This window comes from Mucilaginibacter sp. NFX135 (genome assembly GCF_048565145.1).
GTDB lineage: Bacteria > Bacteroidota > Bacteroidia > Sphingobacteriales > Sphingobacteriaceae > Mucilaginibacter.
In genome coordinates this window covers 355,685-381,042 of sequence record NZ_CP183412.1, presented here as the reverse complement: position 1 = coordinate 381,042, position 25,358 = coordinate 355,685, and the positions used below count along the sequence as shown (strand labels likewise).

General features: G+C 43.5%; 22 protein-coding genes. 10 read left to right on the top strand and 12 right to left on the bottom strand.

Annotated elements, in window-relative coordinates; genetic code table 11:
* Positions 1–239 precede the first annotated feature (239 nt).
* From ACNURT_RS01650 to ACNURT_RS01635, 4 genes are all read left to right on the top strand, one after another.
* Positions 240–2,417, top strand: a complete 2,178-nt coding sequence (locus ACNURT_RS01650) for a peptidase domain-containing ABC transporter (protein ID WP_419700262.1) — start codon at positions 240–242, stop codon at positions 2,415–2,417.
* A gap of 130 nt (positions 2,418–2,547) precedes the next feature.
* On the top strand, positions 2,548–3,846 hold the full coding sequence (locus ACNURT_RS01645) for an HlyD family secretion protein (RefSeq protein WP_419700261.1): 1,299 nt from the start codon (positions 2,548–2,550) through the stop codon (positions 3,844–3,846).
* 308 nt (positions 3,847–4,154) lie between these two features.
* A complete protein-coding gene (locus ACNURT_RS01640) occupies positions 4,155–4,904 on the top strand; it encodes an SDR family NAD(P)-dependent oxidoreductase (RefSeq protein WP_419700260.1) in 750 nt (249 codons plus the stop codon).
* A gap of 172 nt (positions 4,905–5,076) precedes the next feature.
* Complete coding sequence (locus tag ACNURT_RS01635) at positions 5,077–5,658, top strand: TetR/AcrR family transcriptional regulator (RefSeq protein WP_419700259.1); 582 nt, start codon at positions 5,077–5,079, stop codon at positions 5,656–5,658.
* Here the strand turns inward: ACNURT_RS01635 and ACNURT_RS01630 are convergent.
* On the bottom strand, positions 5,655–6,545 hold the full coding sequence (locus tag ACNURT_RS01630) for a helix-turn-helix domain-containing protein (RefSeq protein WP_419700258.1): 891 nt from the start codon (positions 6,543–6,545) through the stop codon (positions 5,655–5,657). The two genes, ACNURT_RS01635 and ACNURT_RS01630, sit on opposite strands and share 4 nt — an antisense overlap.
* Positions 6,546–6,634: 89 nt before the next feature.
* The gene (locus tag ACNURT_RS01625) at positions 6,635–7,456 is read right to left on the bottom strand and encodes an SDR family oxidoreductase (protein WP_419700257.1); all 822 of its coding nucleotides are present in this window, start codon (positions 7,454–7,456) and stop codon (positions 6,635–6,637) included.
* Between the two features lie 173 nt (positions 7,457–7,629).
* Here ACNURT_RS01625 and ACNURT_RS01620 point away from each other — a divergent pair, with 173 nt between their 5' ends.
* On the top strand, positions 7,630–7,920 hold the full coding sequence (locus tag ACNURT_RS01620) for an EamA family transporter (protein WP_419700256.1): 291 nt from the start codon (positions 7,630–7,632) through the stop codon (positions 7,918–7,920).
* Here ACNURT_RS01620 and ACNURT_RS01615 read toward each other — a convergent pair.
* Together ACNURT_RS01615 and ACNURT_RS01610 are read right to left on the bottom strand one after the other, a co-directional pair.
* A complete protein-coding gene (locus ACNURT_RS01615) occupies positions 7,895–8,653 on the bottom strand; it encodes a hypothetical protein (protein ID WP_419700255.1) in 759 nt (252 codons plus the stop codon). The genes ACNURT_RS01620 and ACNURT_RS01615 overlap by 26 nt on opposite strands.
* 129 nt (positions 8,654–8,782) lie before the next feature.
* A complete protein-coding gene (locus ACNURT_RS01610) occupies positions 8,783–9,196 on the bottom strand; it encodes an SRPBCC domain-containing protein (protein ID WP_419700254.1) in 414 nt (137 codons plus the stop codon).
* A gap of 231 nt (positions 9,197–9,427) precedes the next feature.
* Here ACNURT_RS01610 and ACNURT_RS01605 point away from each other — a divergent pair, with 231 nt between their 5' ends.
* The gene (locus ACNURT_RS01605; RefSeq protein WP_419700253.1) at positions 9,428–10,330 is read left to right on the top strand and encodes a M57 family metalloprotease; all 903 of its coding nucleotides are present in this window, start codon (positions 9,428–9,430) and stop codon (positions 10,328–10,330) included.
* A gap of 696 nt (positions 10,331–11,026) precedes the next feature.
* On the opposite strand, the gene ACNURT_RS01600 is transcribed toward ACNURT_RS01605, so the two are convergent.
* The 6 genes from ACNURT_RS01600 to ACNURT_RS01575 all read right to left on the bottom strand — a co-directional run bounded on the left by ACNURT_RS01600 (position 11,027) and on the right by ACNURT_RS01575 (position 16,921).
* A complete protein-coding gene (locus tag ACNURT_RS01600) occupies positions 11,027–11,872 on the bottom strand; it encodes an NmrA family transcriptional regulator (protein ID WP_419700252.1) in 846 nt (281 codons plus the stop codon).
* A 264-nt stretch (positions 11,873–12,136) separates the two neighbouring features.
* Positions 12,137–12,874, bottom strand: a complete 738-nt coding sequence (locus tag ACNURT_RS01595; protein WP_419700251.1) for a DUF4184 family protein — start codon at positions 12,872–12,874, stop codon at positions 12,137–12,139.
* A 368-nt stretch (positions 12,875–13,242) separates the two neighbouring features.
* On the bottom strand, positions 13,243–14,025 hold the full coding sequence (gene trpC / locus ACNURT_RS01590; protein ID WP_419700250.1) for an indole-3-glycerol phosphate synthase TrpC: 783 nt from the start codon (positions 14,023–14,025) through the stop codon (positions 13,243–13,245).
* 193 nt (positions 14,026–14,218) lie between these two features.
* Positions 14,219–14,788, bottom strand: coding sequence for an anthranilate synthase component II (locus tag ACNURT_RS01585; protein ID WP_419700249.1), 570 nt, complete (start codon positions 14,786–14,788; stop codon positions 14,219–14,221).
* A gap of 62 nt (positions 14,789–14,850) precedes the next feature.
* Positions 14,851–16,260, bottom strand: a complete 1,410-nt coding sequence (locus ACNURT_RS01580) for an anthranilate synthase component I family protein (RefSeq protein ID WP_419700248.1) — start codon at positions 16,258–16,260, stop codon at positions 14,851–14,853.
* A 232-nt stretch (positions 16,261–16,492) separates the two neighbouring features.
* Positions 16,493–16,921: a cytochrome B gene (locus tag ACNURT_RS01575; RefSeq protein ID WP_370996958.1), complete on the bottom strand. Its 429-nt coding sequence runs from the start codon at positions 16,919–16,921 to the stop codon at positions 16,493–16,495.
* Positions 16,922–17,164: 243 nt separating this feature from the next.
* Here ACNURT_RS01575 and ACNURT_RS01570 point away from each other — a divergent pair, with 243 nt between their 5' ends.
* A complete protein-coding gene (locus ACNURT_RS01570; protein ID WP_419700247.1) occupies positions 17,165–17,695 on the top strand; it encodes a DinB family protein in 531 nt (176 codons plus the stop codon).
* Positions 17,696–17,766: 71 nt separating this feature from the next.
* On the opposite strand, the gene ACNURT_RS01565 is transcribed toward ACNURT_RS01570, so the two are convergent.
* Both ACNURT_RS01565 and pdhA read right to left on the bottom strand, forming a co-directional pair.
* A complete protein-coding gene (locus ACNURT_RS01565; protein ID WP_419700246.1) occupies positions 17,767–19,437 on the bottom strand; it encodes a 2-oxo acid dehydrogenase subunit E2 in 1,671 nt (556 codons plus the stop codon).
* 120 nt (positions 19,438–19,557) lie between these two features.
* Positions 19,558–20,553 carry a pyruvate dehydrogenase (acetyl-transferring) E1 component subunit alpha gene (gene pdhA, locus ACNURT_RS01560; RefSeq protein WP_419700245.1) on the bottom strand — a complete coding sequence of 332 codons (996 nt, stop codon included), beginning with the start codon at positions 20,551–20,553 and terminating at the stop codon, positions 19,558–19,560.
* A 497-nt stretch (positions 20,554–21,050) separates the two neighbouring features.
* On the opposite strand from pdhA, the gene ACNURT_RS01555 reads away from it, so the two are divergent.
* From ACNURT_RS01555 to ACNURT_RS01545, 3 genes are all read left to right on the top strand, one after another.
* Complete coding sequence (locus ACNURT_RS01555; RefSeq protein WP_076376454.1) at positions 21,051–21,638, top strand: C40 family peptidase; 588 nt, start codon at positions 21,051–21,053, stop codon at positions 21,636–21,638.
* Between the two features lie 97 nt (positions 21,639–21,735).
* On the top strand, positions 21,736–22,926 hold the full coding sequence (locus ACNURT_RS01550) for a CapA family protein (protein WP_419700244.1): 1,191 nt from the start codon (positions 21,736–21,738) through the stop codon (positions 22,924–22,926).
* 77 nt (positions 22,927–23,003) lie between these two features.
* Positions 23,004–25,349, top strand: a complete 2,346-nt coding sequence (locus tag ACNURT_RS01545) for a DPP IV N-terminal domain-containing protein (RefSeq protein WP_419700243.1) — start codon at positions 23,004–23,006, stop codon at positions 25,347–25,349.
* The last annotated feature ends 9 nt before the right edge of the window (positions 25,350–25,358 follow it).

The window sequence follows — 25,358 nt, the reverse complement described above, 5'->3', positions numbered from 1 at the left end:
AAGAACATTCATCAGGGGTACTTCCTTCATACACCAAAATAGTTTTTGATTGGAACTGCTTAATCAGGAGCAGCTTTTCATCAATTAATGCAATCATTTTTTTGTTTAAGATATAATCCTTGTTAAGTATATTTATAAGGAGGATGTTATATGATCATGTTTTAATTTACCTCCTTAGATATTACATTTATCTTTATCTTCATATAAAAAAATAATACAAAATAATAACCCCAAGATTAATGGCCTTTCCTTTCTATAAGCAACCTGATCAAATGGATTGCGGCCCTACCTGCCTGCGAATGGTGGCGAAACATTACGGCCGCAATTTTACAGTACAAACCTTAAGGCGGCTTTGCGAGATCAATAAAGAAGGTGTTTCCTTACTGGGTATCAGCGATGCTGCCGAAAAAATCGGCTTTCGGTCAATAGGTGTTAAACTAAATACAGCCCAGTTAAAAGAGGCCGAGCTGCCGTGTATCCTGCACTGGCGGCAAAACCACTTTGTGGTATTATACAAAATAAAAAACCACAAATATTACTTAGCCGATCCGGCTGCCGGATTGATAACGCTTAGTGAAGAGGATTTTAAGCGCAATTGGGAAAGTGATGCGGAAAGCCTGGAGGGTATTGCGCTGCTACTTTCACCCACTCCGCAATTTTATGAGCAGGAGGACGAGAAAGGCAATGAAGTTCGGTGGTCGTTCCTGTTGCGATATCTTATTACTTATCGTAAGTTGGTTATTCAGCTGTTATTTGGTCTGGGTATTGGTAGTTTATTGCAGCTCATTACCCCTTTTTTAACGCAGTCAATTGTTGATATTGGTATCAATACCCGCAACCTTAATTTTATTTATATCATCCTGTTTGCGCAAACGGCACTTATTATAGGCCGTGTCAGCGTTGATTTTATACGCTCATGGATCCTGCTGCACATCAGCACCAGGGTTAATGTTTCTATCCTGACCGATTTTTTGATCAAGCTGATGAAACTGCCCATGAGTTTTTTTGATACCAAAATGACCGGTGATATCCTGCAGCGCATGAGCGACCAAAAAAGGATCGAAAGTTTTTTAACGGGCTCCACATTAAGTACGCTGTTCTCCATGTTTAATTTGCTTGTTTTTTCAATAGTGCTGGCTTATTACCATGCGACTATATTTTTTGTATTTGCTGTTAGCAGCGTTATTTATACCGCATGGATCGTGATCTTTTTAAAACGGCGCAGGGCGCTTAATTACAAAAGTTTTGAAATTTCGGCCAAAAACCAAAGCAGCATTGTGCAGCTGATAAACGGTATGCAGGAAATTAAACTCAATAACTGTGAGCAGCAAAAACGCTGGGAATGGGAGCATATCCAGGCCCGGCTATTTAAGTTCAGTGTAAAGACACTGGCCCTTAATCAATATCAGCAAGGCGGGGCAACGTTTATTAATGAGGGTAAAAATATATTGATCACCTTTTTAAGTGCGCAGGCCGTAATCACCGGAAACTTAACCCTGGGGGCCATGGTTGCCGTGCAGTACATTGTTGGCCAGTTAAGTAGCCCGATTGAACAATTATTAGGTTTTATTCAAGGTTTTCAGGATGCCAAGATCAGCCTGGAACGTTTGAATGAAATTCACCAGATGGATGATGAAGAACCTGTAGATAAGGAATGGAGCCACAGCCTGCCTGAAAACAAAAGTTTATCCATCAATAACCTTACTTTCCGTTATCCGGGTGCAGGGAATGAGCCGGTGCTGGAAAATATAGATATGGTTATTCCCCAGGGTAAAACCACAGCCATTGTAGGCATGAGCGGCAGCGGGAAAACAACCATATTAAAACTGCTTTTACGCTTTTATGAGCCTCAAAAAGGAGATATTAAAGTTGGCGGGCAGCAAATAGGTAATATTGGCTTTAAAACATGGCGCAGCGGTTGCGGCGTTGTTATGCAGGATGGATTTATTTTTTCTGATACTATAGAGCGTAATATTGCCGTAGGCGATGATTATCCGGATAAGGCTAAATTGAGACACGCTATAAAAATAGCCAATATTCAGGATTTTATTGACGGACTGCCTTTAGGCCTGAATACCAAGATTGGTGCTGAAGGAAACGGTATTAGCCAGGGCCAGCGCCAGCGGATGCTGATTGCGCGTGCTGTTTACAAAGATCCGCATTATATATTTTTTGATGAGGCCACCAACGCTTTGGATGCCAATAATGAAAGAGTGATCATGGATAACCTGGATGAGTTTTTTGAAGGGCGTACGGTGGTTATTGTAGCGCACCGGTTAAGTACCGTGAGCAATGCCGATAATATTATCGTACTGGATAAAGGGCGCATTATTGAACAGGGAACACATCATGAGCTAACCGCGCTAAAAGGTGATTATTACAAGTTAGTTAAAAATCAACTGGAGCTGGGAGCATGAGATTAGATGTGCAGATATGCAAATTTCAAATGTGCGAATTAACTTCGTTGTTTCAGATATGCAAATGATAGGATTCTGTTAATTTTTAGATTCGTTTAATTCGGGTTCAGACAAAAAATCATAGGATAAAATGCCGGTAACATATATTAATAACGGACAAGAGCGGCATACAGACGATATGCAGGATATTATTACCACAGTACCCTCGTGGATACTGCGCTGGGGTATCACCTTGTTTTTTGGCATCCTCGTACTGATCGTTTCCCTGTCGGCAATGGTAAAATATCCCGATATTGTTAAAACGCAACTAAAAATAGAGTCGCCAAACTCTCCGAAGCCGGTAGTTTCTAAAGTACCGGGTAAACTGATCAAACTACTGGTGAAGGAAAATACCAACGTTGTTGCCGGGCAGGCATTAGCCTATATGGAAAGCACCGGCGATCATGATAAGATCTGGCGTTTGGCGGCAAATTTAAAAGGATTGCAAAGCCAGGTGTTACAAAATAAACCGGTTAGTCCGCTGCTTTTTCCGGAATCTGATAACATTCAGTTAGGCGAACTGCAATCGGCCTATCAAACTTTTTACCAGGAATATTTGAATTATAAATCGGCTGTTAATGACGGCTTTTATTTAAAGAAGCGAGCGTTTTTGCAAAATGACCTAATGGATCTTACCAAACAGGCACAGCAACTTAATCAGCAAAAACAGATCCAGCAACGCAATTTTACCATAGCCGATGATGATTATCAAATGCATAAAAAGCTGGAAAAAGAGAAGGTAGAAACCCCGGCAGAACTGAGGCAGCAGGAAAGCAAATACCTCGCCCAGAAAGAACCCCTGGTACAAACCGAATCAGCCCTGATCACCGCGAATAATAATTATGCTGCCAAACAAAAGGATATATTGGAGCTGGATAACCAGATCAGGGAAGAAAAGGCCAAATTTTTGCAGGCGCTCAACAGCCTGATAAGCCAGGCCGAGGATTGGAAAAGCAAATATATTTTAACAGCAGCCCAGTCGGGCAAGCTTTCTTATGCCGGTATTGTTCAGGAAAACCAGGTACTCACTGCTGGTCAGGAAGTTTTTGCTATAAACCCTGGTAACGAAGCATTTTTTGGTCAAATGGCTATCCCCCAGGATAATATGGGTAAAGTTAAAGAAGGGCAGGAGGTCTTGGTAAAACTGAAAAGCTATCCATTTGAAGAGTATGGTATGATCAGGGGCAAGATCAGCTACATTGCGGATGTTCCGTATAAAGACAGTGTTTTTGTTTCCAAGGTTGATTTTAAGGTAAGAAGCGCATCGGATATGAGAAAACCGATCCACCTTAAACAAGGTATGATGGCCGATGCCGAGATCATTACACAGGATGCCACTATTTTGCAAAGGATAAGCCGGAGTGTATTTAAGATACTCAAGAGTAATTAGATCTTATTATACAAGCCCGTCCAAATATTACCATGCTTGCACACGGGATGCCATGAAAAAACTGTCGCTTGATATTTGGCTGGCATCCCATGCCAGTTAGTTTGAGTTTTAACACAAACACCCACCCTGACCGTAAGGAGCCAGTAATCATAAGCTAAAAACCTGTTGGCGAAAGGTCTTTTCTGATATCAGTTTTTTCTCATTTGTCATGCCAGCATAATATTGCAATTAAAACGGAACGTTTGTTCCGTTATGTTATACATTTGCGGAACGATTATTCCAAATAAGAAAAATTAATCATCCCTAAAATGAAAAAATTAGAAAATAAAGTAGCAGTAATTACCGGAGCATCAAAAGGTATTGGCGCAGGCATAGCTAAAAGTCTGGCAGCAGCAGGAGCATCTGTAGTAGTTAATTATGCTTCGGCAAAAGCCGGTGCCGATAAAGTAGTAGAGGAAATTGTGCGTAATGGCGGTAAAGCCATAGCTGTACAAGGCGACGTTTCAAAAGCAGGTGACATCAACCGTTTGTTTGAAGAAACTACCAAAGCTTTTGGCGCGGTTGATATCCTGGTGAACAATGCCGGGGTCTACAAATTTGGCGCCATTGAAGAAATTAGTGCCGAAGATTTTCACAATCAGTTTGACACCAATGTGCTGGGTTTATTATTGACCACACAGGGCGCATTGAAAAGCTTTAATGCCGATGGTGGCAGTATCATCAACATTGGTTCGGTGGTGAGTAATATCGCCCCGGTTGGCAGCTCTATTTACACAGCCACCAAAGGCGCGGTTGATGCTATTACCCACGTGCTTTCAAAAGAACTGGGTCCTAAAAAGATCCGTGTAAACTCTATCAACCCCGGTATGGTAGAAACCGAAGGTACACATACCGCAGGCTTCATCGGCAGCGATTTCCAGGCTGAAACCGAACGTACCGCACCGCTTGGCCGTATCGGGCAGCCGGAAGATATTGCGCTGGTAGCGGTATTCCTGGCTTCGGAAGAGTCTCGCTGGTTAACCGGCGAAACCCTGCTGGCTGGTGGCGGTGTACGGTAAGGCTTAGAGTCAAGATATTAGAATCAAGAGTCAAGAATCATTTTCTGAAGAGCTTTTTCAAGGTAAAGCAAGTTTTTTCTTGATTCTTGACTCTTGTTTCTTGATTCCTGGCGTTCAAGTTAATAGCTTTTTAATAGCTTTGCTTAATTATTAGGCAAAGCTATTCGCAATTATGGCAAGGACTAAAGAGTTTGATGAAAATGAGGTGCTGAACAAGGCTATTGACCTTTTTTGGTTAAAGGGGTACAATGGTACGTCCATGCAGGACCTTGTGGATGGGCTGGGCATCAGCCGGTCAAGCTTGTATGATACCTATGGCGATAAACACACACTGTTCATCAAGGCCCTGGAAAGTTATCAATGTACATCCTCTGGTAAAATAATCCAGATTGTTGAGAATAACCTGCCAGCCAAAGAAACCATTAAACAGATATTGGAGTTTATTACCGATGAATTATTGGGTGATAGCAGCCGCAAAGGCTGTTTCATGGTGAATGCCGAAGTGGAGATTGCACCACATGATGCGGTGGTGAAACAAATGATTTGCCGGAACGACCAGCAGGTGGAAGATATTTTTTACCGGGTTGTTAAAAAAGGGCAAGATAACGGGGAGATCGCCCATACGCAAGACGGCAGGGCAATTGCCCGGGCTATCTCCAATACGGTAAAAGGCATGCAGGTAACCGCCAAATCAACCAGCGAAAAAACCGTTTTTGACGATATTATCAGGCTAACCCTGGCTATGATAAACTAATTCATGATCTGTTTTCTGAACTGAACAGGACTAATGCCCACTTCTTTTTTAAACAAACGCGAAAAATAAGGCAGGTTATCAAAGCCCAGCGTGTAAGCAGTTTCGGCAATGTTATTGTCCGATCCTTTGAGCAGGTTTTTGGCTTCGGATATGAGGTAAATGTGTATCAGCTCCATGGCCGTTTTGCCGGTTTCCTGTTTCAGCAGATCGCTCAGGTAACTGGGTGACAGATTGAGTTCGGCAGCCATTGATTTAACGGTAGGCAGGCCTTTTTCCAGTAAATAGCCTTTGTCGAAATATACCGAAAGCGCCTCATTGAATTTAGAAGCCACTTTGCCGGCTACGGTGATGCGGTTAATGAATTGCCTTTTATAAAAACGCTGTGAATATTTGAGTATCGACTCGATGTGTCCCAGGATAATATCGCGGCTGTATTCGTCCTGGTTGTTGTTGTATTCGGTTTCAATTTCATTGAACAAACCCCAGATGATCTGTTCTTCCTTTGGCGAAAGGTGCAGTGCCTCGTTGGTTTCATATTCAAAATAACCATACTTTTTGATTTCGGTATGCAGCGGATGACCGTTTAAAAAGTCTTCATGAATCAGGATCAGGAAACCTTTTTCCTCAAATTTCATGTTTTTGAACTCAATGACCTGCCTTGGTTTCACAAACGACATGGAGCCATTATCATGATCGTATTTGGTACGGCCATATAAAAACATACCCGATATCAGCTTTTTAAATCCGATCAGATAAAAATCACTGGTAAACTCCTGTTCCACAATATGGCAGGATTTGTCGCAATGCACCAGGCCAAGTAAAGGGTTTTCCGGGGGAGGAAAACCATTGTCGTGACTTAACTGGGCCAGGCTTTTATAATGTTTCATGAGCAGAAATAATTAAAGCATAATTCACACTAATAAAAGTATGAATTATGCCAGGTTATTTAGTTGAGTTAAAGTAAAATTAACAACGCTTATTTTCCATGTGCGGCAGCTGCTACAGGCTGCCATTCTTCCCACGATGCCAGGCGTTGTTCATAAACCTGTTTTACCCATGGCAAAGCTACTTTACCCAGGAACAGGCGCAATGGCGGGTTAGCGCTGTCTACCAGTTTAAGCACCGCTTCTGACGTAGCTTCTGGCACGCCAAATGCGTCGGCGTCTGTCAACCCTGCCTGGAAGGCGGCCCTTACACCCTCGTATTCTGGTAAAACCTGGGTATGGGTAGCCGAGGCTCCTGCCCAGTCGGTCGCAAAGCCGTTTGGTTCAATTAAAGAAACTTTGATGCCAAAACCGCCAACCTCGGTTGCCAGGGTTTCGCTCAGACCCTCTACCGCAAATTTAGAGGCATTGTATAAACCTAAAACAGGTAAGGTAGCTATACCCAACACGCTTGACACTTGTATAATGTGGCCATGGCCTTGCGCGCGCATCACCGGCAATACGGCCTGGGTAAGCCATAATAAACCAAATACGTTAGTTTCTATCTGCTCACGGGCTTCCTGTTCGCTGGTTTCTTCAATAGTACCAAACAGGCCGTAACCCGCATTGTTGATCAATACATCTATAGTACCAAAATGTTGTTTAGCCTGTTCCACTGCGGCAAAGTCGGCTTCACGGTTATTTACATCAAGTTGTATAGGTAATATGGCATCGCCATAAGTGCTTACCAGGTCGGCCAGGGTGTCCAGGTTGCGTGCGGTGGCTACTACTTTATCGCCACGTTTTAAAAATGCTTCGGCCCAAAGTTTTCCAAATCCACGGGAAGCTCCGGTTATAAAAATTGTCTTTGACATTGTTTTAATGATTGAATTAATTTATACAACAAAGGTATAGGGGCCAGCACGGGATAATTTATACAGATTAAGGTAATAATGATACGGATTGCGGAATAGTGAACAAGGATTTTGGGAGCAAGGAGCAAGGGTTTTTAGAACAAAGAATATCTGGGAATAGGGAACAAGGATTTTTGAACCCGCCCATTCAAGCGTCTACGCTTGAGTGCCATTGGAAATGGGGCGCTTTCCTGGCCCTGTTCGGTACCATATTGCCACCGTTGCTGTTTACCAAAGGTTTGCCTAAAACAGGTATTGGTCTGGGTAGCATTGTGTCATCTGTAGAGATACCAGTATCCATCTTATTTGCACACTTTATACTCAACGAAAGCGTGACACCTATTCAATGGGTCGGTGTGGCGCTCATCATTATAGCCATAGCCGCCATGAACCTGCGCTTTAAAACTGGTTCTCCGGATCGGTAAACGGTCCGGCAATAGCTTTGATTCTGCCTTTGCTTTCGTCAGCGTCAAACTCATCAAAATAGATGATCCTGGCGCGGCCGATGGTTCTTAATTTGCCGTATATGGCATTGCTATCGGTGCCATTATAATAATAAGTGATCAAATTTTTGCCGATGGATTTAAGCTTTCCTGTATAGTCGCTATTAAATTTGCCATAATAAGTAAACACCGTATCCCCAATAGATCTTATTCTGCCGGCATTTTCACGACCATCCGATGCATCATAGTAAGTTACCGGCATATCGCCTACCGATTTAAGCTTACCCAAAAGCTCCGCACGGTCAAATCTGTTATACCACGTGATGCGGATACCGCCCACAGTTTTAATCTTGCCTTTATTCTCCTCCCAGTCAAAGCGGTCGTAATAAGTGATCTGTGTTTTGTTGATGGATTTGACCTTGCCAAAATTTTCTTCCCAGTCAAAGCGATCGTAATAGGTAAAAGTGGTGCTGCCGATAGATTTTAATTTACCGGTATTATCAAAGCCATCAAACTGATCGCGGTAAAGGGCTTTGCCATTTAAATTATTATCAACAGGAATATTTCCGTTGAGCAACAAGAACAGGATGATCTGTTCATTATTAATATCGACAGGTTTTACACTCAATTCCCGGCCGCCACTAAATATTTGGGCTTTGCAAAACAGGGTAGTACTTAGTAAGAGAAGTAATAAAAATATCGGTTTAAGTTTCACGATGCAAGATTTGGGTATATAAAAAATGGATGTTAATAGCACATCCATTATATCAATAGGACCATAAACCGCAAAGATAGTTTAAGCAGGCCGAATTTATTCTTTTACTACGATTTAAGCCCCATATGCTTATTTCAAATAGCTGCCTATTTGCGTTATTACCGCATCCCAATGAGCCTTCATTTCATCGCGCTGATTATTGTTGAGGAGTTTTTCCTGGTGAAAGCTTAAGGGGGCTTTGCCTTTGGCATTGATCACCCGAAGCTGAAGGGTTGATGTATTGTTCCAATCTTTTCTTCGCCAGGTTAAGCGGGTGTGCGAGTACGGTTTAAAAATGGTTAGTTTACCTGCTGTGCCCTCGGCTGTTTTGTAGCCCTGGTTAATGTCAAACTCATTAGGATTTATTCCCCCGAGCCAGATAGCAAGTCCCTGGTCCGAAAACAAGAAATTCCAGGCCTGCTCCACAGAAACCGGGAATGTTTTCCGGACGCCTATTTCAAAGCCGGCGTCCTTGGTTTGTCCAATTACTTTTGTTTTTTCCATAGGTATAGTATTTATATAAATATAGGAATAATTGCATTTGGTAAATATTTACCAATAAGCGTTGCCGGGCTTTATGCACATACGCAGCTGATCCGTCTCTATTATTAACTATTGGTTATAATATTTATTCAATTTGTGCATTTTTAAATGTGTGTAATAATAATCGTTATGTTTATTGCTCTATAGGCAATCATCTATTTACTATAACGAATTATTATTTACCGACTAAAAATGAAAAACAAATCCTTACTCAATCAAAAAACAATTATTCTGGCAATCTTATTAACTATCGCGGCGGTTGTTGGCTGCAAAAAGAATAGTAATACCACCGAACCACCGGTTGTAAGCACAGCACTTACCCAGGACGAGCAGTTAAGTATTGCCAAAGCCGGGTTTTCGCCCACAAACGCTGTGCGGGTAAAAGGAGGCTTTATTGTTGAAGGGGATATTTTATTAAAACAGTCAGATCTCGATTTTCAGAGCCAGCATGTGAGTGAGATCATTTTTAAAAAACCTGTTACCGAGCAGTACCGCACTTTGTTTATCGTTACCGGCTTAACCAATGCGATCAAGGTAAAGGTGAGCGCGGGTGCGTCGCAGCAGGTATTTACCATGGCGGCTAAAAATGCCATAAAACGGTATAACGACCTGGGCTTAACATTAACGTTTACGCTATTGGATTCGGCCTCAGCAGAAAAAGAGGATATATTGATCCAGGGGCAGCAGTTTGGCGATCCCAACATCCTGGGTCAGTCGTCGGGGTTTCCCGGAGCTGATGGCCGGCCGGCAACGCCTATCGCGCTTAATAGTTCCAGATATACCAAGACTTTTGTGGATAAGGGAGAGCTGACTACCGTTATTGCACACGAAATTGGCCACGCAATTGGTTTCAGGCATACCGATTTCCAAAACAGAGCCTATAGCTGCGGTTATGATACGTCATCATGGATAGGGATATTACAGGCTTTCTTTAAATTGCCCGTTGACGAAGGCGGCCTTGCTTTTTATATCCCAGGCACCCCCATAGGAGGCGAACCCGGATCATGGATGCTGGCCTGCAGCGATGGTACCGACCGTCCGTTTACGGCAAGCGATGTAGTGGCTATCGAATCGCTTTACCCGATGAAGAAATAGTACCCATGCAGCGGATATGAAACTTCCGAAATTTTTAAAATTTCGGAAGTTTTTAAATTATAAGATATGTCATTGCGAGGTACGAAGCAATCTCCTCGTGTTCTCATGGATAGGAATAGCTACGAAATTGCCTCGTCGTTCCTCCTTGCAATGACATAAGGGAGGATCCATAATGGTAGGGCCCGTCGAAGTATGGTGGGCTGGCCTCTGCGCGCGACCCTTCGACGGAGCTCAGGGTGACAGCCCCCTTTTTAATATTATTTGTCCGTTATGTCTACTCATGGGCTATTACCCTTGGGAAGGGCAGGGAGGGGTTTATTGGATTATGCAGAGAACCCCCTCCCTGCCACAACACGTCCGGCCACACCCCTCCCGTGGGGCTACTGTGCGGACACATCTTTTAATATGCCCTGTAGGGGCTGAATGTCGGTAGAAGAAGGATCAAAAGAAATTTTTACTTGCCGTAGGTACGTCACTTTTTAACTTCGTGGGTCAAATAATAGTGCATTAATAGACCCTAAGTCGATTAGTGGAGTACCTATGGCACTAAAGAGGTTAACTTTTATTATTGCTACCGACATTTTGCTCCTCCGGAGCAGCTTTTTTTAACTATTAGTGCATTGAAAAGATGTGTCCACACAGTAGCCCGTGGGGAGGGAATTTGATCAGCATCGTTGGGTTATTCTAAACATCTCTCTACGCTTTAACCTGCCACGCCCCAGCGGCAATGGCCTTGCGGATATATTCCGAAAAATCTGTGGGTTTACGACCCAAGGCACGTTGAACGCCATCGGCCAGGCTGGCATTTCGGCCATCCAGCACCTCGGTAAACAGGTAGGTGATGAGCCAGATATAGTCATCAGGAATCTGGTACTCCCGCATCATGGCCTTATAATCATCCATTGAAATTTGGTTATATTGAATGGGGCGGTTAAGGGCAATGGCTATCTCTTGTACGGCATCGCTGAAGGTAAGCATGCGTGGACCTGTCAGTTCATATAATTGCCCGGCATGGCCATCTTGAGTCAATGCAGCCACGGCTACATCGGCAATATCATCCACATCAACAAAAGGCTCTGGAACATCACCCACGGGTAAGTCAACCTGTCCGTACTGAATAGGGTCAAGCAGGAAGCCCTCGTTAAAATTCTGACAAAACCAACTGGCCCGTAAAATGGTCCAATCGGCACCGGAATCCATTACTATTTTTTCACAGGCCTGCGCTTCTTCTTCGCCCCGGCCCGATAGTAGCACCAGGCGGGTAACCCCTTTTGCTATGGCTAATTTGGACAGTTCACGGATAGAGTCTGCCGCTCCCGGAACGGCCAAATCTGGTTGGTAAGAGATATAAAGGGAATCGATGTCCTGCAGCACGGCAGGCCAGGTGCTTTGATCGTTCCAGTAGAAAGGTATGGCAGCGTTGCGGCTGCCAATACGTACGGGCCAACCCATTTGCTGTAACTTGCTAACAACACGGCTGCCGGTTTTTCCGGTACCACCCAGTACCAGTATTTGTTTTTTGGTGTTTTCCTGATTTTTCATGGTCGTAATTTTTTATCAAAATTATAGGATCATGAAAAGGGAAAATAGAACAAAACCGACAGGGGGGCGAAAATTGAAAAGTTCAAGAGCCGACTCTCCCTACCATTGCTGCGCTCGGTCACCCTCTCTTCAGCTTCGCTGGAAAGAGGAGGTGGGAAAAAGACCAATATATATTTGTAATCATGAGGAACGAAGGATCTATTATTGAGCTATGTATGTTGCCTAATAGATGCTTCAACCGTTTAGCATGACAAAAATAAATTCTTACCTGATTTGTGAGACTTCGGTGGAGTATATACCAGATACAATCGTCAACCCAATAAACATACCAGCGATAGTGGTAACTACCAGATTGCCTAACTCATGATAATTCAGCCCACATGTCAACCGAATGGCCGTTACTATAACAGCAATGCCAACCGACTTTAGCCAGTAAGCAGCAATATTACTAACCTTAGTATTTAGGCCTTTGGGCAACCGATAGAGGACGCAAAAAATGGCTAAACCGCCCAATAACGTGCTGACATGTTGTGCTAATTTATATGCATAAAACTGACGGCTCCCAATATGGATCGTATGTGTTAAAGCTGAAATGTTTGTAACAAAATAGCCGGTGGGGTGGGTAAAGCTGTCCCATAGTAAATGAGAGGCGCTGCCAACAAGGATCGAAACAATAATTACGGCGATGTATCCCGGTGAAATGCGGTTTTCAGTATTACCCTTAAATTTAGAAAGTCGCTGATTAAGCTGAACAGGCAGGTGATCGATCAGCTTGTCTTTTAATATCTTACGGTAGATCAAAATCAGTAATAATCCCACAGGCAAATCAAACCAAAATAATCCGGGTAGGGTATGACTATAAATACTGCGCACCCGCATCCTGAAAAAATATTCAAAATCGAGCGTCATGCTCCCGATTACCAGGCCAATCATGGAGATCCAGGTCTTGGGGAGATACTTCAACGGCAAAACCAAGGCGGGGTGTGCGAAAGTAAAGGGCATGACTTTTTAACTAAAAAAGGTTTTTAGGCTGCTGAAATCTATCTGTTGATTTCCTAAAGATAAAATAAAACCACATGCCATTGCAATGACGTGCGGGAAATGTCCCGTGAATAGACGCGAGTCTTTACTTCCAAATCCTGCTCCAAAAAGTTGTATATTTATATACACCAAACCGCCCGGCTTTCTACTCAAAAAACCGGGCTGTTTAATTAATACTTTTTAAAGTTTTCAAAATGCATCAAAATCGCATTGAAATTTGTTAAATGTGTTAAAACGAGGATTTTCGAAGCGATTTTCGACCTGTTTTACTCCGTTTTTGAACATAAATTTGTTAAAATTTAAGGTTTAAAAAGTTTTACTGCACCTGTTTATAACTTGGCTACAAAATCGCGCATGGCCTGGGCCGGGTCCGCCTGTTTCATGAAAGTTTCGCCGATCAGGAACCCGTTGAACCCTGCCAGTTTCAAATGGCGGATGGTTTCCGGATCGCTGATGGCACTCTCAGATATTTTCATAAACTCTGCCGGGATATGTTTGGCCAGTTGGTAAGAGGTTTCTACCGATACGGTAAAATCGGCCAGGTTACGGTTATTTACGCCAATGGCATCCAGTTTGGGGTGGATGCTACGTTCCAGCTCCTCCAGGTTATGCACCTCCAGCAGCACATTTAAACCAATGCTTTTGGCCAGTGTGGCCATGGTATTAATTTCGGCAGGAGTAAGTATAGCGGCTATCAGCAAAATAATATCGGCACCTAATGCTTTGGCTTCGATAACCTGGTACTCGTCTATCATAAAATCCTTACGCAGGATAGGGATATTGTTTACCGAGCGGGCCTTGATCAGGTCAGCCTTGCGACCCATAAAAAAGTTGCGGTCGGTTAAAACAGACAGGGCCGAAGCGCCCGCACCGGCATATCCATTGGTAACGGCGCTAACCCTCACCTTATCATTGATAACGCCTTTGGAGGGCGATTTGCGCTTAAATTCGGCTATAATGCCACTGCGTTCCGGATCCAGTAAAAACTCTTTGAAGGAGTAAGTATCACGATGAAAATATTCCGACTCTTCCAGTTCAACATAGGAAACGCGTTTTTTAGCAGATGCTACTTCCTTTTTTTTATTGGCAACTATTTTATCAAGTATGTTCATGAGGTAAAAAACTAAAAAACGTCATTGCGAGGTACGAAGCAAGAGCCTCACCCAACCCTCTCCAAAGGAGAGGGCTTTAAAGCTCTTTTTAAAGTCTCCCCTTTTGGGGGAGATTTAGAGGAGGCTTTTGCTTCGTGCCTCGCAATGACGCGCGGATTTGTGTTAACGCAAAGTTATCATTTTTGCGATTGTATTAACTCATCCAGTTGTGCATCATTTCCTTGCCGTACTCGGTAAGTATAGATTCCGGGTGAAACTGCACACCGCGCACATCATATTCACAGTGGGCCAGTGCCATGATGGAGTTATCCTCCTCATCAATAGCGGTTATTTGCAGCGTCTCTGGCAGATCTTCGTTACTCACCACCCATGAGTGGTAGCGGCCAACCTTAAAGCTGTCTGGCAGGCCTTTAAAAAGCTCCTCCTGCCTGTTGGTTACCTTGATAGGAGTTGCTATCCCATGCATCGGCTGACTCAGGTTGTACAAACTACCGCCAAACACCTCTGCAATGGCCTGCTGCCCCAGGCACACACCAAATATGCTTTTGGTGGGGGCATACTTTTCGATCACCTCCAGTAGCAAACCAGCTTCGGATGGTATGCCCGGCCCCGGCGAAAGGATGATCTTGTCGAATGTGTCCACATCGCTCAGGGCAAATTTATCATTCCTCCAAACCTCGCATTGCAGGCCAAGCTCGTTAACCAAATGCACCAGGTTATAGGTAAAGGAATCGTAATTGTCAATTATTAATATCTTGTTCATTTTCTTAAATTCTAAATTCTAAACACGAAATCCGAAATCGAAAGTCCGAATTCCGAAATGAGTTACAGTTCCTCCGCCAGTTCTACAGCCCTTCTTAGTGCCGATATTTTGGTATCTACTTCCCTAAGCTCGCTTTCGGCTACGGAACCAGCCACAATGCCAGCACCGGCCTGGTAATGCAGCGTATTATTTTTGCTGAGGAACGAGCGGATCATGATGGCGTGGTTAAAATCGCCATTGAAACCCAGGTAGCCTATGGCGCCGCTGTAAAAGCTGCGTTTGGCTTTTTCGTTCTCGTCAATAATTTCCATGGCCCGGTATTTTGGCGCGCCGCTCAACGTACCGGCAGGGTAAGTATCACCTACAATTTTAAAGGATGATACGCCCGGCAGCAATTTGCCGCTTACGTGCGATACCAGGTGTATGAGGTGCGAATAGTATTGTACCTCTTTAAAAGCCTTAACATGAACCTGCTCGCAATGGCGACTCAGATCGTTACGGGCCAGGTCAACCAGCATTACATGTTCGGCCGATTCTTTGGGGTCATTCTCCAGGTTACGGGCAATTTCAGCATCTTTTATATCATCCCCGCTGCGTTTAAAGGTACCGGCGATTGGGAAAATACTGGCTACATTGTTTTTGATGGTAATCTGTGCCTCGGGCGATGAACCAAAAATACGGAAATCGCCAAAGTCGAAATAAAACAGGTAGGGCGAAGGATTGATAGAGCGCAGGGCACGGTAAACATTAAATTCATCGCCCTGAAAGGTGCGCGAAAATGCCCTCGAAGGCACGATCTGGAAAACATCGCCGCGGTAAATATGCTGTTTCATCTTCTCTACAATGGCGATAAACTCCTCGTTGGTGAGGTTTGATTGCTCGGCGTCCTTACTCTTAAAATTATACTCGGGAAAGTTTTTGTTTTTGATAAGGTATTCCAGCTTTTCGATACCACCGTTGGTGGGGCCGCCTTCGGCCTGGTTATGGAAGATGTACAATTCGTTCTTAAAATGATCAATCGCGATGATGTAGCGGTATACATGGTACTGCATCACGGGGATCTGCCGGGTGGTATCGCTGCTTTGTTTGAGCTTGATGGTTTCAAAATGTTCTACGGCCTCGTGGGTAAAATAACCAAAGAGCCCGTTTGATATGATCTTACCCGGATTGGCATCGGTATCAAAACTCGCTATAAACTGATTGATCTGATCAATGAGGTCAAAAGATCCTGCTTCGTGGGTTTCCTGGCTGCCATCGGGATATGTTTTTTTGAGGATGCTGTTGTTGAGTACCAGACCGGCGATGGGCTCGCAGCAAATGTAGCTTAAACTATTTTCGCGGCTGTGATAATCGGAGCTCTCCAACAGCAGCGAGTTCGGGAACACATCGCGCAGACGCAGATAAATGCTTACCGGCGTAGTGGTATCAGCAAGTAGCTTTTTATGGGTAGTAGTTATTTTAAATTTGTTCATGTTATATTCAAAAAGTGTATTAAACAAAAAAACCCGGCGAATTGGGGTCGCCGGGTTTCCTATTTAGGTTTACAATTGATTAGTTATCTCTGACTAAAAACGCAACCGGCTGCCAAATTTAATTGGAGCCACCAGCTGTTTTTATGAGTGCTTTTAATCATCGTGGTCACAAATTTAGAAAGAAATTTGAATTGTCAAATTTTTTATGAAATTATTTATTTGCTAAATCCTATTAGCCACGTGGAATTAATAGGATACCGCTCGAAATTATGATCAAACCCAATATATAGAATACAAAAATAGCTTTGTGCTTTTCTTCGTCGGTAGCGGCTTTTTTTGATTTGCTATGACCTATAGTGATTAGTACAATGGCAATAACCATCATAACCCAATGCTCTACAGTAAAATAACGGGTAGCGGGATTTTTCATCGTGTCTTTAGTAAACTGTACAAACGGGCTTACAAAATATAACACAATACCGATGAGCAGTTGAGTATGCACCGAGATCATGGCAAACAGGTTAAGTTTGCGGTTGCCATCGGTGTAAGGTTTTTTACCTGTAAGACCAAGAAGCGCCAACAGGGCGGCCACAATAACAAGCACCACTACAATGTACCTGAAACCGGAATGAAGATGCTGAAGAAAGCTATAAAGCGTCATAACATAAATTTTTTGTGAATATACAATAAAAGCAAAAGGTGTAAAAGCAAGGTGGTTATTTGACAATTGATTAACGGATTTATTACCATTCAGAGGTGGTTGCCGGGTAAAATAAATAGCGTGCCGAAAGAGGGGGGCGTCCTTGTCGCAAATCACCCTGAATTTGTCTTTATTGCCACCTACGTATCTAAGCCAATGTGCCGAACTTTGAAATATCAAAGAACATTATCAGGAAAGAAAAATATGGAACAACAAAAAAATGCTTTGGTACAACCCTTACCGGTGCTGATAGCATCTGTAGCACAGGCGCAGTTGAATTTATTTGAACCCGTTAAACAAAGCGAAGTTAACCGCATCCCTTTTGAAGGTAGCTGGACGGCCGCCGAACTGATAGAGCATATGGTATTATCCATATCGAGCTCTGTGGATGTATTGAGCGGCCCCATCCGCGATACCGACAGAGCTCCCGATCAATATGTACAGCGTGTAAAAGATATGTTTTTGAATTTCGACCTGAAATTTAAATCAGCGCCGTCCATCACGCCAGCTAAGAAACTTTATGATAGGGATATATTGATCAAAAAACTCAGAACGGTATATAACAGCCTGATCTACCTGGTGGAAACAAAGGACCTGACCGATACATGTCTGCTTTGGGAATTCCCCACCATCGGTTACCTTACCCGGTTGGAGTGGGCTTATCAGGCTGTTTACCACGCGCAAAGGCATACACAGCAACTCAGGAATATCATTGATCATCTGCAATTGTCATAAAAATAAAAAAGCGATGAAGTTATTTCTTCACCGCTTTTTCTTATGATAAATCGAAATTCCGAACTCTGAAATTAAATCAGCAATCTTACTGGTTCTTCCAGTAATGATTTCAGGGTTTGCAGGAACGCGGCACCTGTTGCGCCATCAACCACACGGTGATCGCAGCTTAGGGTAACTTTCATTACGTTGCCTGGTACTACCGCACCGTTTTTAACAACCGGAACCTGTTGTATACCGCTAACTGCAAGGATACAAGCGTTTGGTGTATTAATAATGGCTGTAAATTCATCAACCCCAAACATGCCTAAGTTTGATATGGTGAAGGTTGAGCCTTCCATTTCTGCCGGTTGTAGTTTTTTAGCTTTAGCTTTGCCGGCAAACTCTTTTACCTCAACAGAGATATGGCTTAATGATTTACCATCGGCAAATTTAACTACCGGTACCAGCAAACCTTCGTCAACTGCAACGGCTACACCGATGTGTACGTGCTCATTGGTCCGGATCTTATCACCCAGGAATGAAGAGTTAATGGCCGGGTGTTGTTTTAAGGCAACGGCAACAGCTTTAACTACAAAATCATTAAATGATATTTTAACCGGGGCAATATCATTGATGCGGGTACGGGCTGCAATCGCCTGATCCATATCAATGCTCATGGTTACATAAAAATGCGGAGCGGTAAACAAGCTTTCGCTTAAGCGACGGCTAATGGCTTTACGCATTTGTGTAACTGCTCTTTCGGTAAATTTCTCTTCGCCGGTATAAGTTGGCAATACGATGGGTGCTTTTGCCGGAGCAGATGAAGCGGCTGCTTCGGTGCTGGCTGGAGCGGCAGCAGGCGCGGCAGTTTTAGCCGGTGCTACAAATCCTTCCACATCTTTCCTGATAATGCGGCCGCCTTCTGCGCTGCCTTTTACATCATTCAGGTTGATGCCTTTATCTTTTGCTATTTTACGGGCAAGCGGAGATGCTTTAACACGGCTGTCATCAGCAGATGAAGCCGGGCTTGCATCGGCAGTTGCCGGTGTTTCTGCCGTAGCAGGGGCTGCCTCTTCTGCAGGTGCGGCAGCGGCTGGTGCGCTTGTTGCATCCTGTAATAAAGGTGTAATATCGGTGCCTTCTTTACCAACAATGGCTATAATGCCATTAACCGGTGCGGCTTCACCTTCTTTTGGACCTATATATAAAAGTGTACCTGCTTCGTAACCTACAACTTCCATAGTAGCCTTATCGGTTGCCACGTCAGCCAGTGAGTCGTCAGATTTTACTTTATCGCCCACTTTAAAGTTCCATTTTTCAATAACACCTTCGGTCATGGTATCGCTAAGCGCTGGCATACGTATTACGGTAGCCGGGATGCTTGACAGATCAACCTTTGGTGCTGCGGCCGCAACTGGCGCAGGCTGTTTATCTTCGGTTTTTATAGGGGTAGCTTCAGCAGGTTTTTCTTCTTTCTTTTCAGAACCACCACCAGCTTGTGCAAGGGCTGCTTTATAATCTTCGCCTTCTTTGCCTAAAACAGCAATAACAGCATCAACCGGAACAGCATTACCTTCTTCAACACCTAAGTATAATAAGGTACCGTCCTGATACGATTCAAAATCCATGGTAGCTTTATCAGTTTCGATCTCGGCCAGTACATCGCCGGATTTTACCTTATCGCCAACTTTTTTATGCCATTTTGCCAATACCCCTTCGGTCATGGTATCGCTCATTTTAGGCATTTTAACTACTTCGGCCATATACTATTTATATGTTTTAAAAATTTCTTATAAATATAATAGTTAGTCTTGAGTCTGAAGTATTAAGTTATGAGTCAAAAAAGACTTAAAACTTATAACTCAAGACTCAGAACTTAATACTTAGTCTCTGATGTATGGATAGTCTGCCTGAACATAAACATCAGTGTATAGCTCAGAAGCTTCCGGCCATGGTGATTCTTCAGAAAACTTAACTGATTCATCAACCAGGTCTTTTATCTTAGCATCGATCTCTTCAAACCATTTTTCATCAGCATAACCTTTTTCTACTATAACTTGTTTGGTTGTTTCGATTGGGTCCTTAGCCTTGTAGCTTTCCAGTTCTTCTTTAGTACGGTATTTTTGAGGATCGGACATGGAGTGACCTTTGTAGCGATAGGTACGCATTTCCAAAAAGGTTGGTCCTTCACCACGGCGCGCACGCTGTACGGCTTCGTCCATAGCTACGTGTACCGCGGCTGGGTCCATACCGTCAACAGCTTGTGACGGGATGCCGTAAGGCAAGCCTAATTTATAAATATCTGTTTGGATGGTAGTACGTTCAACAGAAGTACCCATGGCGTAACCATTGTTTTCGCAAACAAAAATTACCGGTAATTGCCATAAAGCAGCCATGTTAAAGGTTTCGGTTAATGCACCCTGGCGTACAGCGCCATCGCCCATATAGGCAATGTTCACAAACTCGGTACCTTTATATTTCTCGGCGAAGGCGATACCGGCACCCAGTGGTACCTGGCCGCCTACGATGCCGTGGCCACCATAAAAATGTTTTTCCTTGTCAAACATGTGCATAGAACCACCTTTGCCTTTTGAGCATCCGGTAGCTTTGCCATATAACTCGGCCATTACCGCATTGGGGGTTACACCTTTGGCAAGCGCATGAGCGTGGTCGCGGTAAGCGGTGATCATGCTGTCTTCGGGTTTAATTACAGACATGGCTCCGGCCAATACAGCCTCCTGCCCAATATATAGGTGGCAAAAGCCCCTTATTTTTTGTTGTCCGTATAACTGTCCTGCTTTTTCTTCGAACTTACGCATTAACAGCATTTGTTCGTACCACATCAGGTAAGTGTCTTTATTAATTTCGATTGAACTCATGTAATTAAAACAATCAATAATCTTGGAGTAAAGCGCAAATCTAAATATATCCGTGAAAATATCGAAACTGGAGCGAATTTGTTGTGATGTTTTATCTTTTATTTTAAGAAAGAGCTATAAATGAGCAGGCTTAACCGTGTTTTGTAAGTTTAACCAAACATTATATGGCTTTATGTTCATATTGCCGAAGCCTTTTTGACCCTATAGCACAGTTTAACGGTATTTTAAAACGTTTTTAACGTGTTTGTGACATGTAATTTTTACAAAAAACGAAAGAAATAGGCCAAAAGGGTAACCCTGAAAGTATCATAAGCGTAATAGTGACCGGCTTTGATTGATAAGATTTTTAGTATAGATGCTATATTTATATTTTTTGAAAAAAAAGTGCCATTTATTTGCAATTTTAAAAAATATAGATAGTTTTGTAGCTACTGGTGGACATAAGTGTCTGATTTAATAAACAATTTGTTGACCCTAACAACAAACTAACGCGTTAAATGAAGAAAATTACTCTTGCTATAGTACTACTTTTCAGCGTTTTAGCTTCGCAAGCTCAAACCGCAAGTACTCCGAACACCACTGCCGACAAGGCTCCTGATGAGCAGGAAAGTTTAGCTAAAACTTATTTATCTCAGATTATGGGTGTCGCGTTATCCGCCACCTCAAACATGAAACTTTTTCACTTTGTTTACGATTGGATAGGTACTCCTTACCATTTCGGCGGCGAGTCAAGAAGAGGGATCGATTGCTCGGCATTCACAAAAGAATTATATAGCGAGGTTTTTAACCTGGATATTAAAAGAAGTTCACGCGATATTTTCAGCATGGTAAACCCTGTTGGTAAAGATGATCTGAAAGAAGGCGACCTGGTTTTCTTCAAGATCCACAGCCGCAGAATTTCTCATGTGGGTATTTACCTGGGTAATGGCCGTTTTGCACACGCTTCATCAAAAGGTGTAGCTATCAGCAGCCTGGATGACAATTACTACAGCCGTTATTTTTACAAAGGCGGTCGTTTGCTGGCATCATTCAAAAATGAATTTACCGGATCGGCTACAGAAACGGACGACGATAAGAATAATTAATTCCGATATCGGAATTCGGATGTTCGATTTCGGATTTGGCCAAAAACGCATTACTAACAATCCGAAATAAAAAAATTAATTTAGGCCCTTCATGAACATGAGGGGATTTTTTTTTGCCATAAGGTTACAGATCTTGCTTTTAACAGCTTGCTTGTTGTTGTTTTTGCAGGCCTGTGAAAGCCCGGCCCAAGATAGGCAGCAGGTTATTAAACACAAAAAGCATCACGCAGCCAAAGTTTTAACACCTCAGATAACCCCCATACAACACGACTCACTTTGTATTGCTGCCGTTGGCGATATTATGCTGGGTACCTCGTATCCGGATAGCACCACGCTTCCCCCCGATAGTGCCCGTAACAGTTTTAAGGCTGCTGCCGCCGAATTAAAGAATACAGACGTAGCATTTGGAAACCTGGAGGGCGCACTTGTTGATACCGGGGGACCGGCTCATTTCAAGCTTCATCAAAAAAGTAAAGCCTATTTATTCCGGATGCCTACCCAGTACGCCTCGGTTTTAAAAAACGCGGGATTTAATTTACTGAGCCTGGCTAATAACCACATTAATGATTTTGACGCGCATGGTCGCAAAAGCACTACCAAAACTTTGGACAGCCTGGGTATAAACTATGCCGGATTACAGATCAGGCCTTCAACGGTATTTGAGGTAAATGGTGTGCGCTATGGCTTTTGTTCCTTCGCACCCAATGCTAATACCGTATCTATACATGACTTGAAAGGTGCAGCGCGGATCATCAGAGAATTGAAACAGCGTTGCAATATTGTTATCGTATCATTTCATGGTGGCGGCGAAGGAGTAGATTATGAGCATGTGCCTTTTGCGGTAGAGTCATTCATTGGCGAAAAGCGGGGTGACGTGCATGCCTTTGCCCATAATGCCATTGATGCCGGTGCCGATTTGATATTTGGTAACGGCCCGCACGTGAACCGCGCAATGGAAATGTATAAGAACAGGCTGATAGCCTATAGTCTTGGCAATTTCTGTACCTACAAATGTGTAAGCGTAAGCGGTATTTGCGGCATGGCTCCCTTGCTTAAGGTTTACGTAAATAAGCGGGGTGAATTTTTAAGTGGTCGTATTATTTCCTTTAAACAGGCACATGATAAAGGATTGGTAAGAGATACCCTGGACCAAGCTACGCGCCGCATCCGCATGCTAACTGAAACAGACTTTCCTGATGCCGGTTTAAGCATTGCCGATAGCGGAGAAATAACCACCATTCCCCACTTTGATAATTCACTCACAAAAGTTACAGAGCCCAATCAATAGCCTATTAAAAAAAGCATTAATTTGCATGGTTTAAACTTTAACTATTAACATCTTATTTTCCGCACCTTCAACAGCGTATGAATAAATATTTATTATCATTAACTGCCGCGGCATTTGTTTGGACAGCAAATGCACAGCAAACCCCAACCTTAACCGCTCAAGATTATGCCCATGCCGAAAGCTTCTTGAGCTATAATACCGAGCAATTAGTTGATCATGGCAAAGTGATGCCTAACTGGCTTCTGGGCGATAAATTCTGGTACCGGATACTAACACCACAAGGAAGCGAATTTATTTTAGTTGATCCTGCAAAAAAAACACGTGTAGGGGCATTTGACCAGCAAAAACTAGCAGTGGCTATATCAACCGCTACAGGTAAAACTTACAAAGCGGATAAGCTGCCATTTCAGACCTTCAGTTTTTCAGACGATCTGAAATCGATCTCTTTTGCGGCCGATGGAAAATCCTGGAAATGTGATCTGCAAACTTATCAATGTACGCCAGATAATGCCATAATTGGTAAGCATACCGCACATTCCCGTAGAAGGGGCGGCGATGACGAAGTTGCATCTCCGGATGGTAGCCAGGTAGCCTACATTAAAGATTATAACCTTTGGGTACGTAATATAAAAACAGGGAAAGAGACACAACTCACTACCGATGGAGTAAAGGATTTTGGTTATGCTACTGATAATGCCGGCTGGAAATCATCAGACGGACCTATCGTTCGCTGGTCGCCCGATTCTAAAAAGATAGCCACCTTTAAGCAGGATCAGCGTAATGTGGGCGATATGTACCTGGTAACTACCAATGTTGGCCATCCTACATTGAAATCCTGGAAATACCCGTTGCCGGGGGATAAGGAAATAGCCACTATACAACGGGTGATCATTAATGTAGATGAACCCAAAGTGATCAATATCCAGGTCGCGCCTGATCCGCACCGTGCTACGCTGAGCGACGATATTGCCAGCAGCGGTACTTTTGATGATGTGGACTGGACAGAAGATGCTGCCAAGCTGGCTTTTGTATCCACCTCACGCGATCACAAACAGGAAAAATTCCGTATTGCCGATGCCTCCACTGGTGCCGTAAAAGAGGTTTTTGAGGAAGCCGTAGCTACGCAATATGAGTCGGGCCAGGGTGCTATCAACTGGAAATATCTGGCTAAAACTAACGAGATCATCTGGTTTTCTGAACGCGACAACTGGGGGCATCTGTATTTATATGACGCGCTAACCGGCAAGGTTAAAAACCAGATCACCAAAGGCGATTGGGCCGTAACCGAACTGTTAAAAGTTGACGAAAAGAATCGCCAGATCTATTTCCTGGCTGATGGCCGTGAACCCGGTAACCCGTACTTTAGCTATCTGTACAAAGTAGGATTTAATGGCAAGGGGCTAACGTTGCTTAGTCCTGGCGAAGGCACTCACCAGATTACTTTGTCGCCAGATGAGAACTATTTTATTGATAGCTATTCGAAAACTGATGCGCCGCCAGTAACCGTGCTGCGCGATCTGAATGGTAAGCTGATCAGCACCTTGGAGAAAACCGACATTAGCAGGCTACTGGCTTCGGGTTGGAAAGCGCCTATCCAGGTAACGGTTAAAGCACATGACGGCCAAACCGATATTTATGGAGTAATGTTTGTGCCAACCCATCTGGATCCCAATAAAAAATACCCCATCATTAATAATATTTACCCAGGCCCACAGGGCGGAAGTGTAGGCAGCTGGGGCTTCTTATCAGCCCATGGCGATTGCCAGGCTTTAGCCGAACTGGGTTTTGTGGTTGTTAAAATAGAAGGCACCAGTAATCCGCTGCGTTCCAAAAGCTACCATGATATGAATTATGGTCACATGTCTGAAAATACGCTGCCCGACCAGGTTACCGCCATGCAGCAACTGGCTCAAAAATATCCATATATCGATATCAATAAAGCAGGCATCTGGGGCCATTCCGGTGGTGGTTTTGCGACCGCCGCAGCTATGTTCCGTTTCCCAGAATTTTTTAAAGTGGGAATATCCGAATCGGGTAACCATGATAACCGTAATTATGAGGATGATTGGGGCGAACGTTATATTGGTTTGTTAACCCCGCAGGCTGATGGTACATCCAACTACGAAGCGCAGGCCAATCAAAATTATGCTAAAAACCTGAAAGGGAAACTCATGCTTGCCCATGGTTTAATGGATGATAATGTACCACCCTACAATACCTTGCTGGTTATTGAAGCCCTGGAGAAAGCCAATAAAGATTATGACCTGGTGGTATTCCCGAACAACGCCCATGGTTATGGTCAGAATTCATACTATATGATGCGCCGCCGCTGGGATTATTTTGTGAAGAACCTGGCAGGCGCTGAGCCACCGCAGGAGTATTTGCTAAAAGCTAAAACTGATCCACGGGATAGTATGAAATAAACATTCAAA

Excerpts from the sequence above, each read along its gene's own strand:
- ACNURT_RS01640 (WP_419700260.1), top strand. The coding sequence starts at position 4,155 with ATGAAAAAATTAGAAAATAAAGTAGCAGTAATTACCGGAGCATCAAAA.
- ACNURT_RS01570 (WP_419700247.1), top strand. The coding sequence starts at position 17,165 with ATGGAACAACAAAAAAATGCTTTGGTACAACCCTTACCGGTGCTGATA.
- trpC (WP_419700250.1), bottom strand. The coding sequence starts at position 14,025 with ATGAACATACTTGATAAAATAGTTGCCAATAAAAAAAAGGAAGTAGCA.
- ACNURT_RS01565 (WP_419700246.1), bottom strand. The coding sequence starts at position 19,437 with ATGGCCGAAGTAGTTAAAATGCCTAAAATGAGCGATACCATGACCGAA.
- ACNURT_RS01555 (WP_076376454.1), top strand. The coding sequence starts at position 21,051 with ATGAAGAAAATTACTCTTGCTATAGTACTACTTTTCAGCGTTTTAGCT.
- ACNURT_RS01645 (WP_419700261.1), top strand. The coding sequence starts at position 2,548 with ATGCCGGTAACATATATTAATAACGGACAAGAGCGGCATACAGACGAT.
- ACNURT_RS01610 (WP_419700254.1), bottom strand. The coding sequence starts at position 9,196 with ATGGAAAAAACAAAAGTAATTGGACAAACCAAGGACGCCGGCTTTGAA.
- ACNURT_RS01585 (WP_419700249.1), bottom strand. The coding sequence starts at position 14,788 with ATGAACAAGATATTAATAATTGACAATTACGATTCCTTTACCTATAAC.
- ACNURT_RS01630 (WP_419700258.1), bottom strand. The coding sequence starts at position 6,545 with ATGAAACATTATAAAAGCCTGGCCCAGTTAAGTCACGACAATGGTTTT.
- ACNURT_RS01650 (WP_419700262.1), top strand. The coding sequence starts at position 240 with ATGGCCTTTCCTTTCTATAAGCAACCTGATCAAATGGATTGCGGCCCT.
- ACNURT_RS01545 (WP_419700243.1), top strand. The coding sequence starts at position 23,004 with ATGAATAAATATTTATTATCATTAACTGCCGCGGCATTTGTTTGGACA.
- pdhA (WP_419700245.1), bottom strand. The coding sequence starts at position 20,553 with ATGAGTTCAATCGAAATTAATAAAGACACTTACCTGATGTGGTACGAA.
- ACNURT_RS01550 (WP_419700244.1), top strand. The coding sequence starts at position 21,736 with ATGAGGGGATTTTTTTTTGCCATAAGGTTACAGATCTTGCTTTTAACA.
- ACNURT_RS01600 (WP_419700252.1), bottom strand. The coding sequence starts at position 11,872 with ATGAAAAATCAGGAAAACACCAAAAAACAAATACTGGTACTGGGTGGT.
- ACNURT_RS01625 (WP_419700257.1), bottom strand. The coding sequence starts at position 7,456 with ATGTCAAAGACAATTTTTATAACCGGAGCTTCCCGTGGATTTGGAAAA.
- ACNURT_RS01580 (WP_419700248.1), bottom strand. The coding sequence starts at position 16,260 with ATGAACAAATTTAAAATAACTACTACCCATAAAAAGCTACTTGCTGAT.
- ACNURT_RS01605 (WP_419700253.1), top strand. The coding sequence starts at position 9,428 with ATGAAAAACAAATCCTTACTCAATCAAAAAACAATTATTCTGGCAATC.
- ACNURT_RS01635 (WP_419700259.1), top strand. The coding sequence starts at position 5,077 with ATGGCAAGGACTAAAGAGTTTGATGAAAATGAGGTGCTGAACAAGGCT.
- ACNURT_RS01595 (WP_419700251.1), bottom strand. The coding sequence starts at position 12,874 with ATGCCCTTTACTTTCGCACACCCCGCCTTGGTTTTGCCGTTGAAGTAT.
- ACNURT_RS01575 (WP_370996958.1), bottom strand. The coding sequence starts at position 16,921 with ATGACGCTTTATAGCTTTCTTCAGCATCTTCATTCCGGTTTCAGGTAC.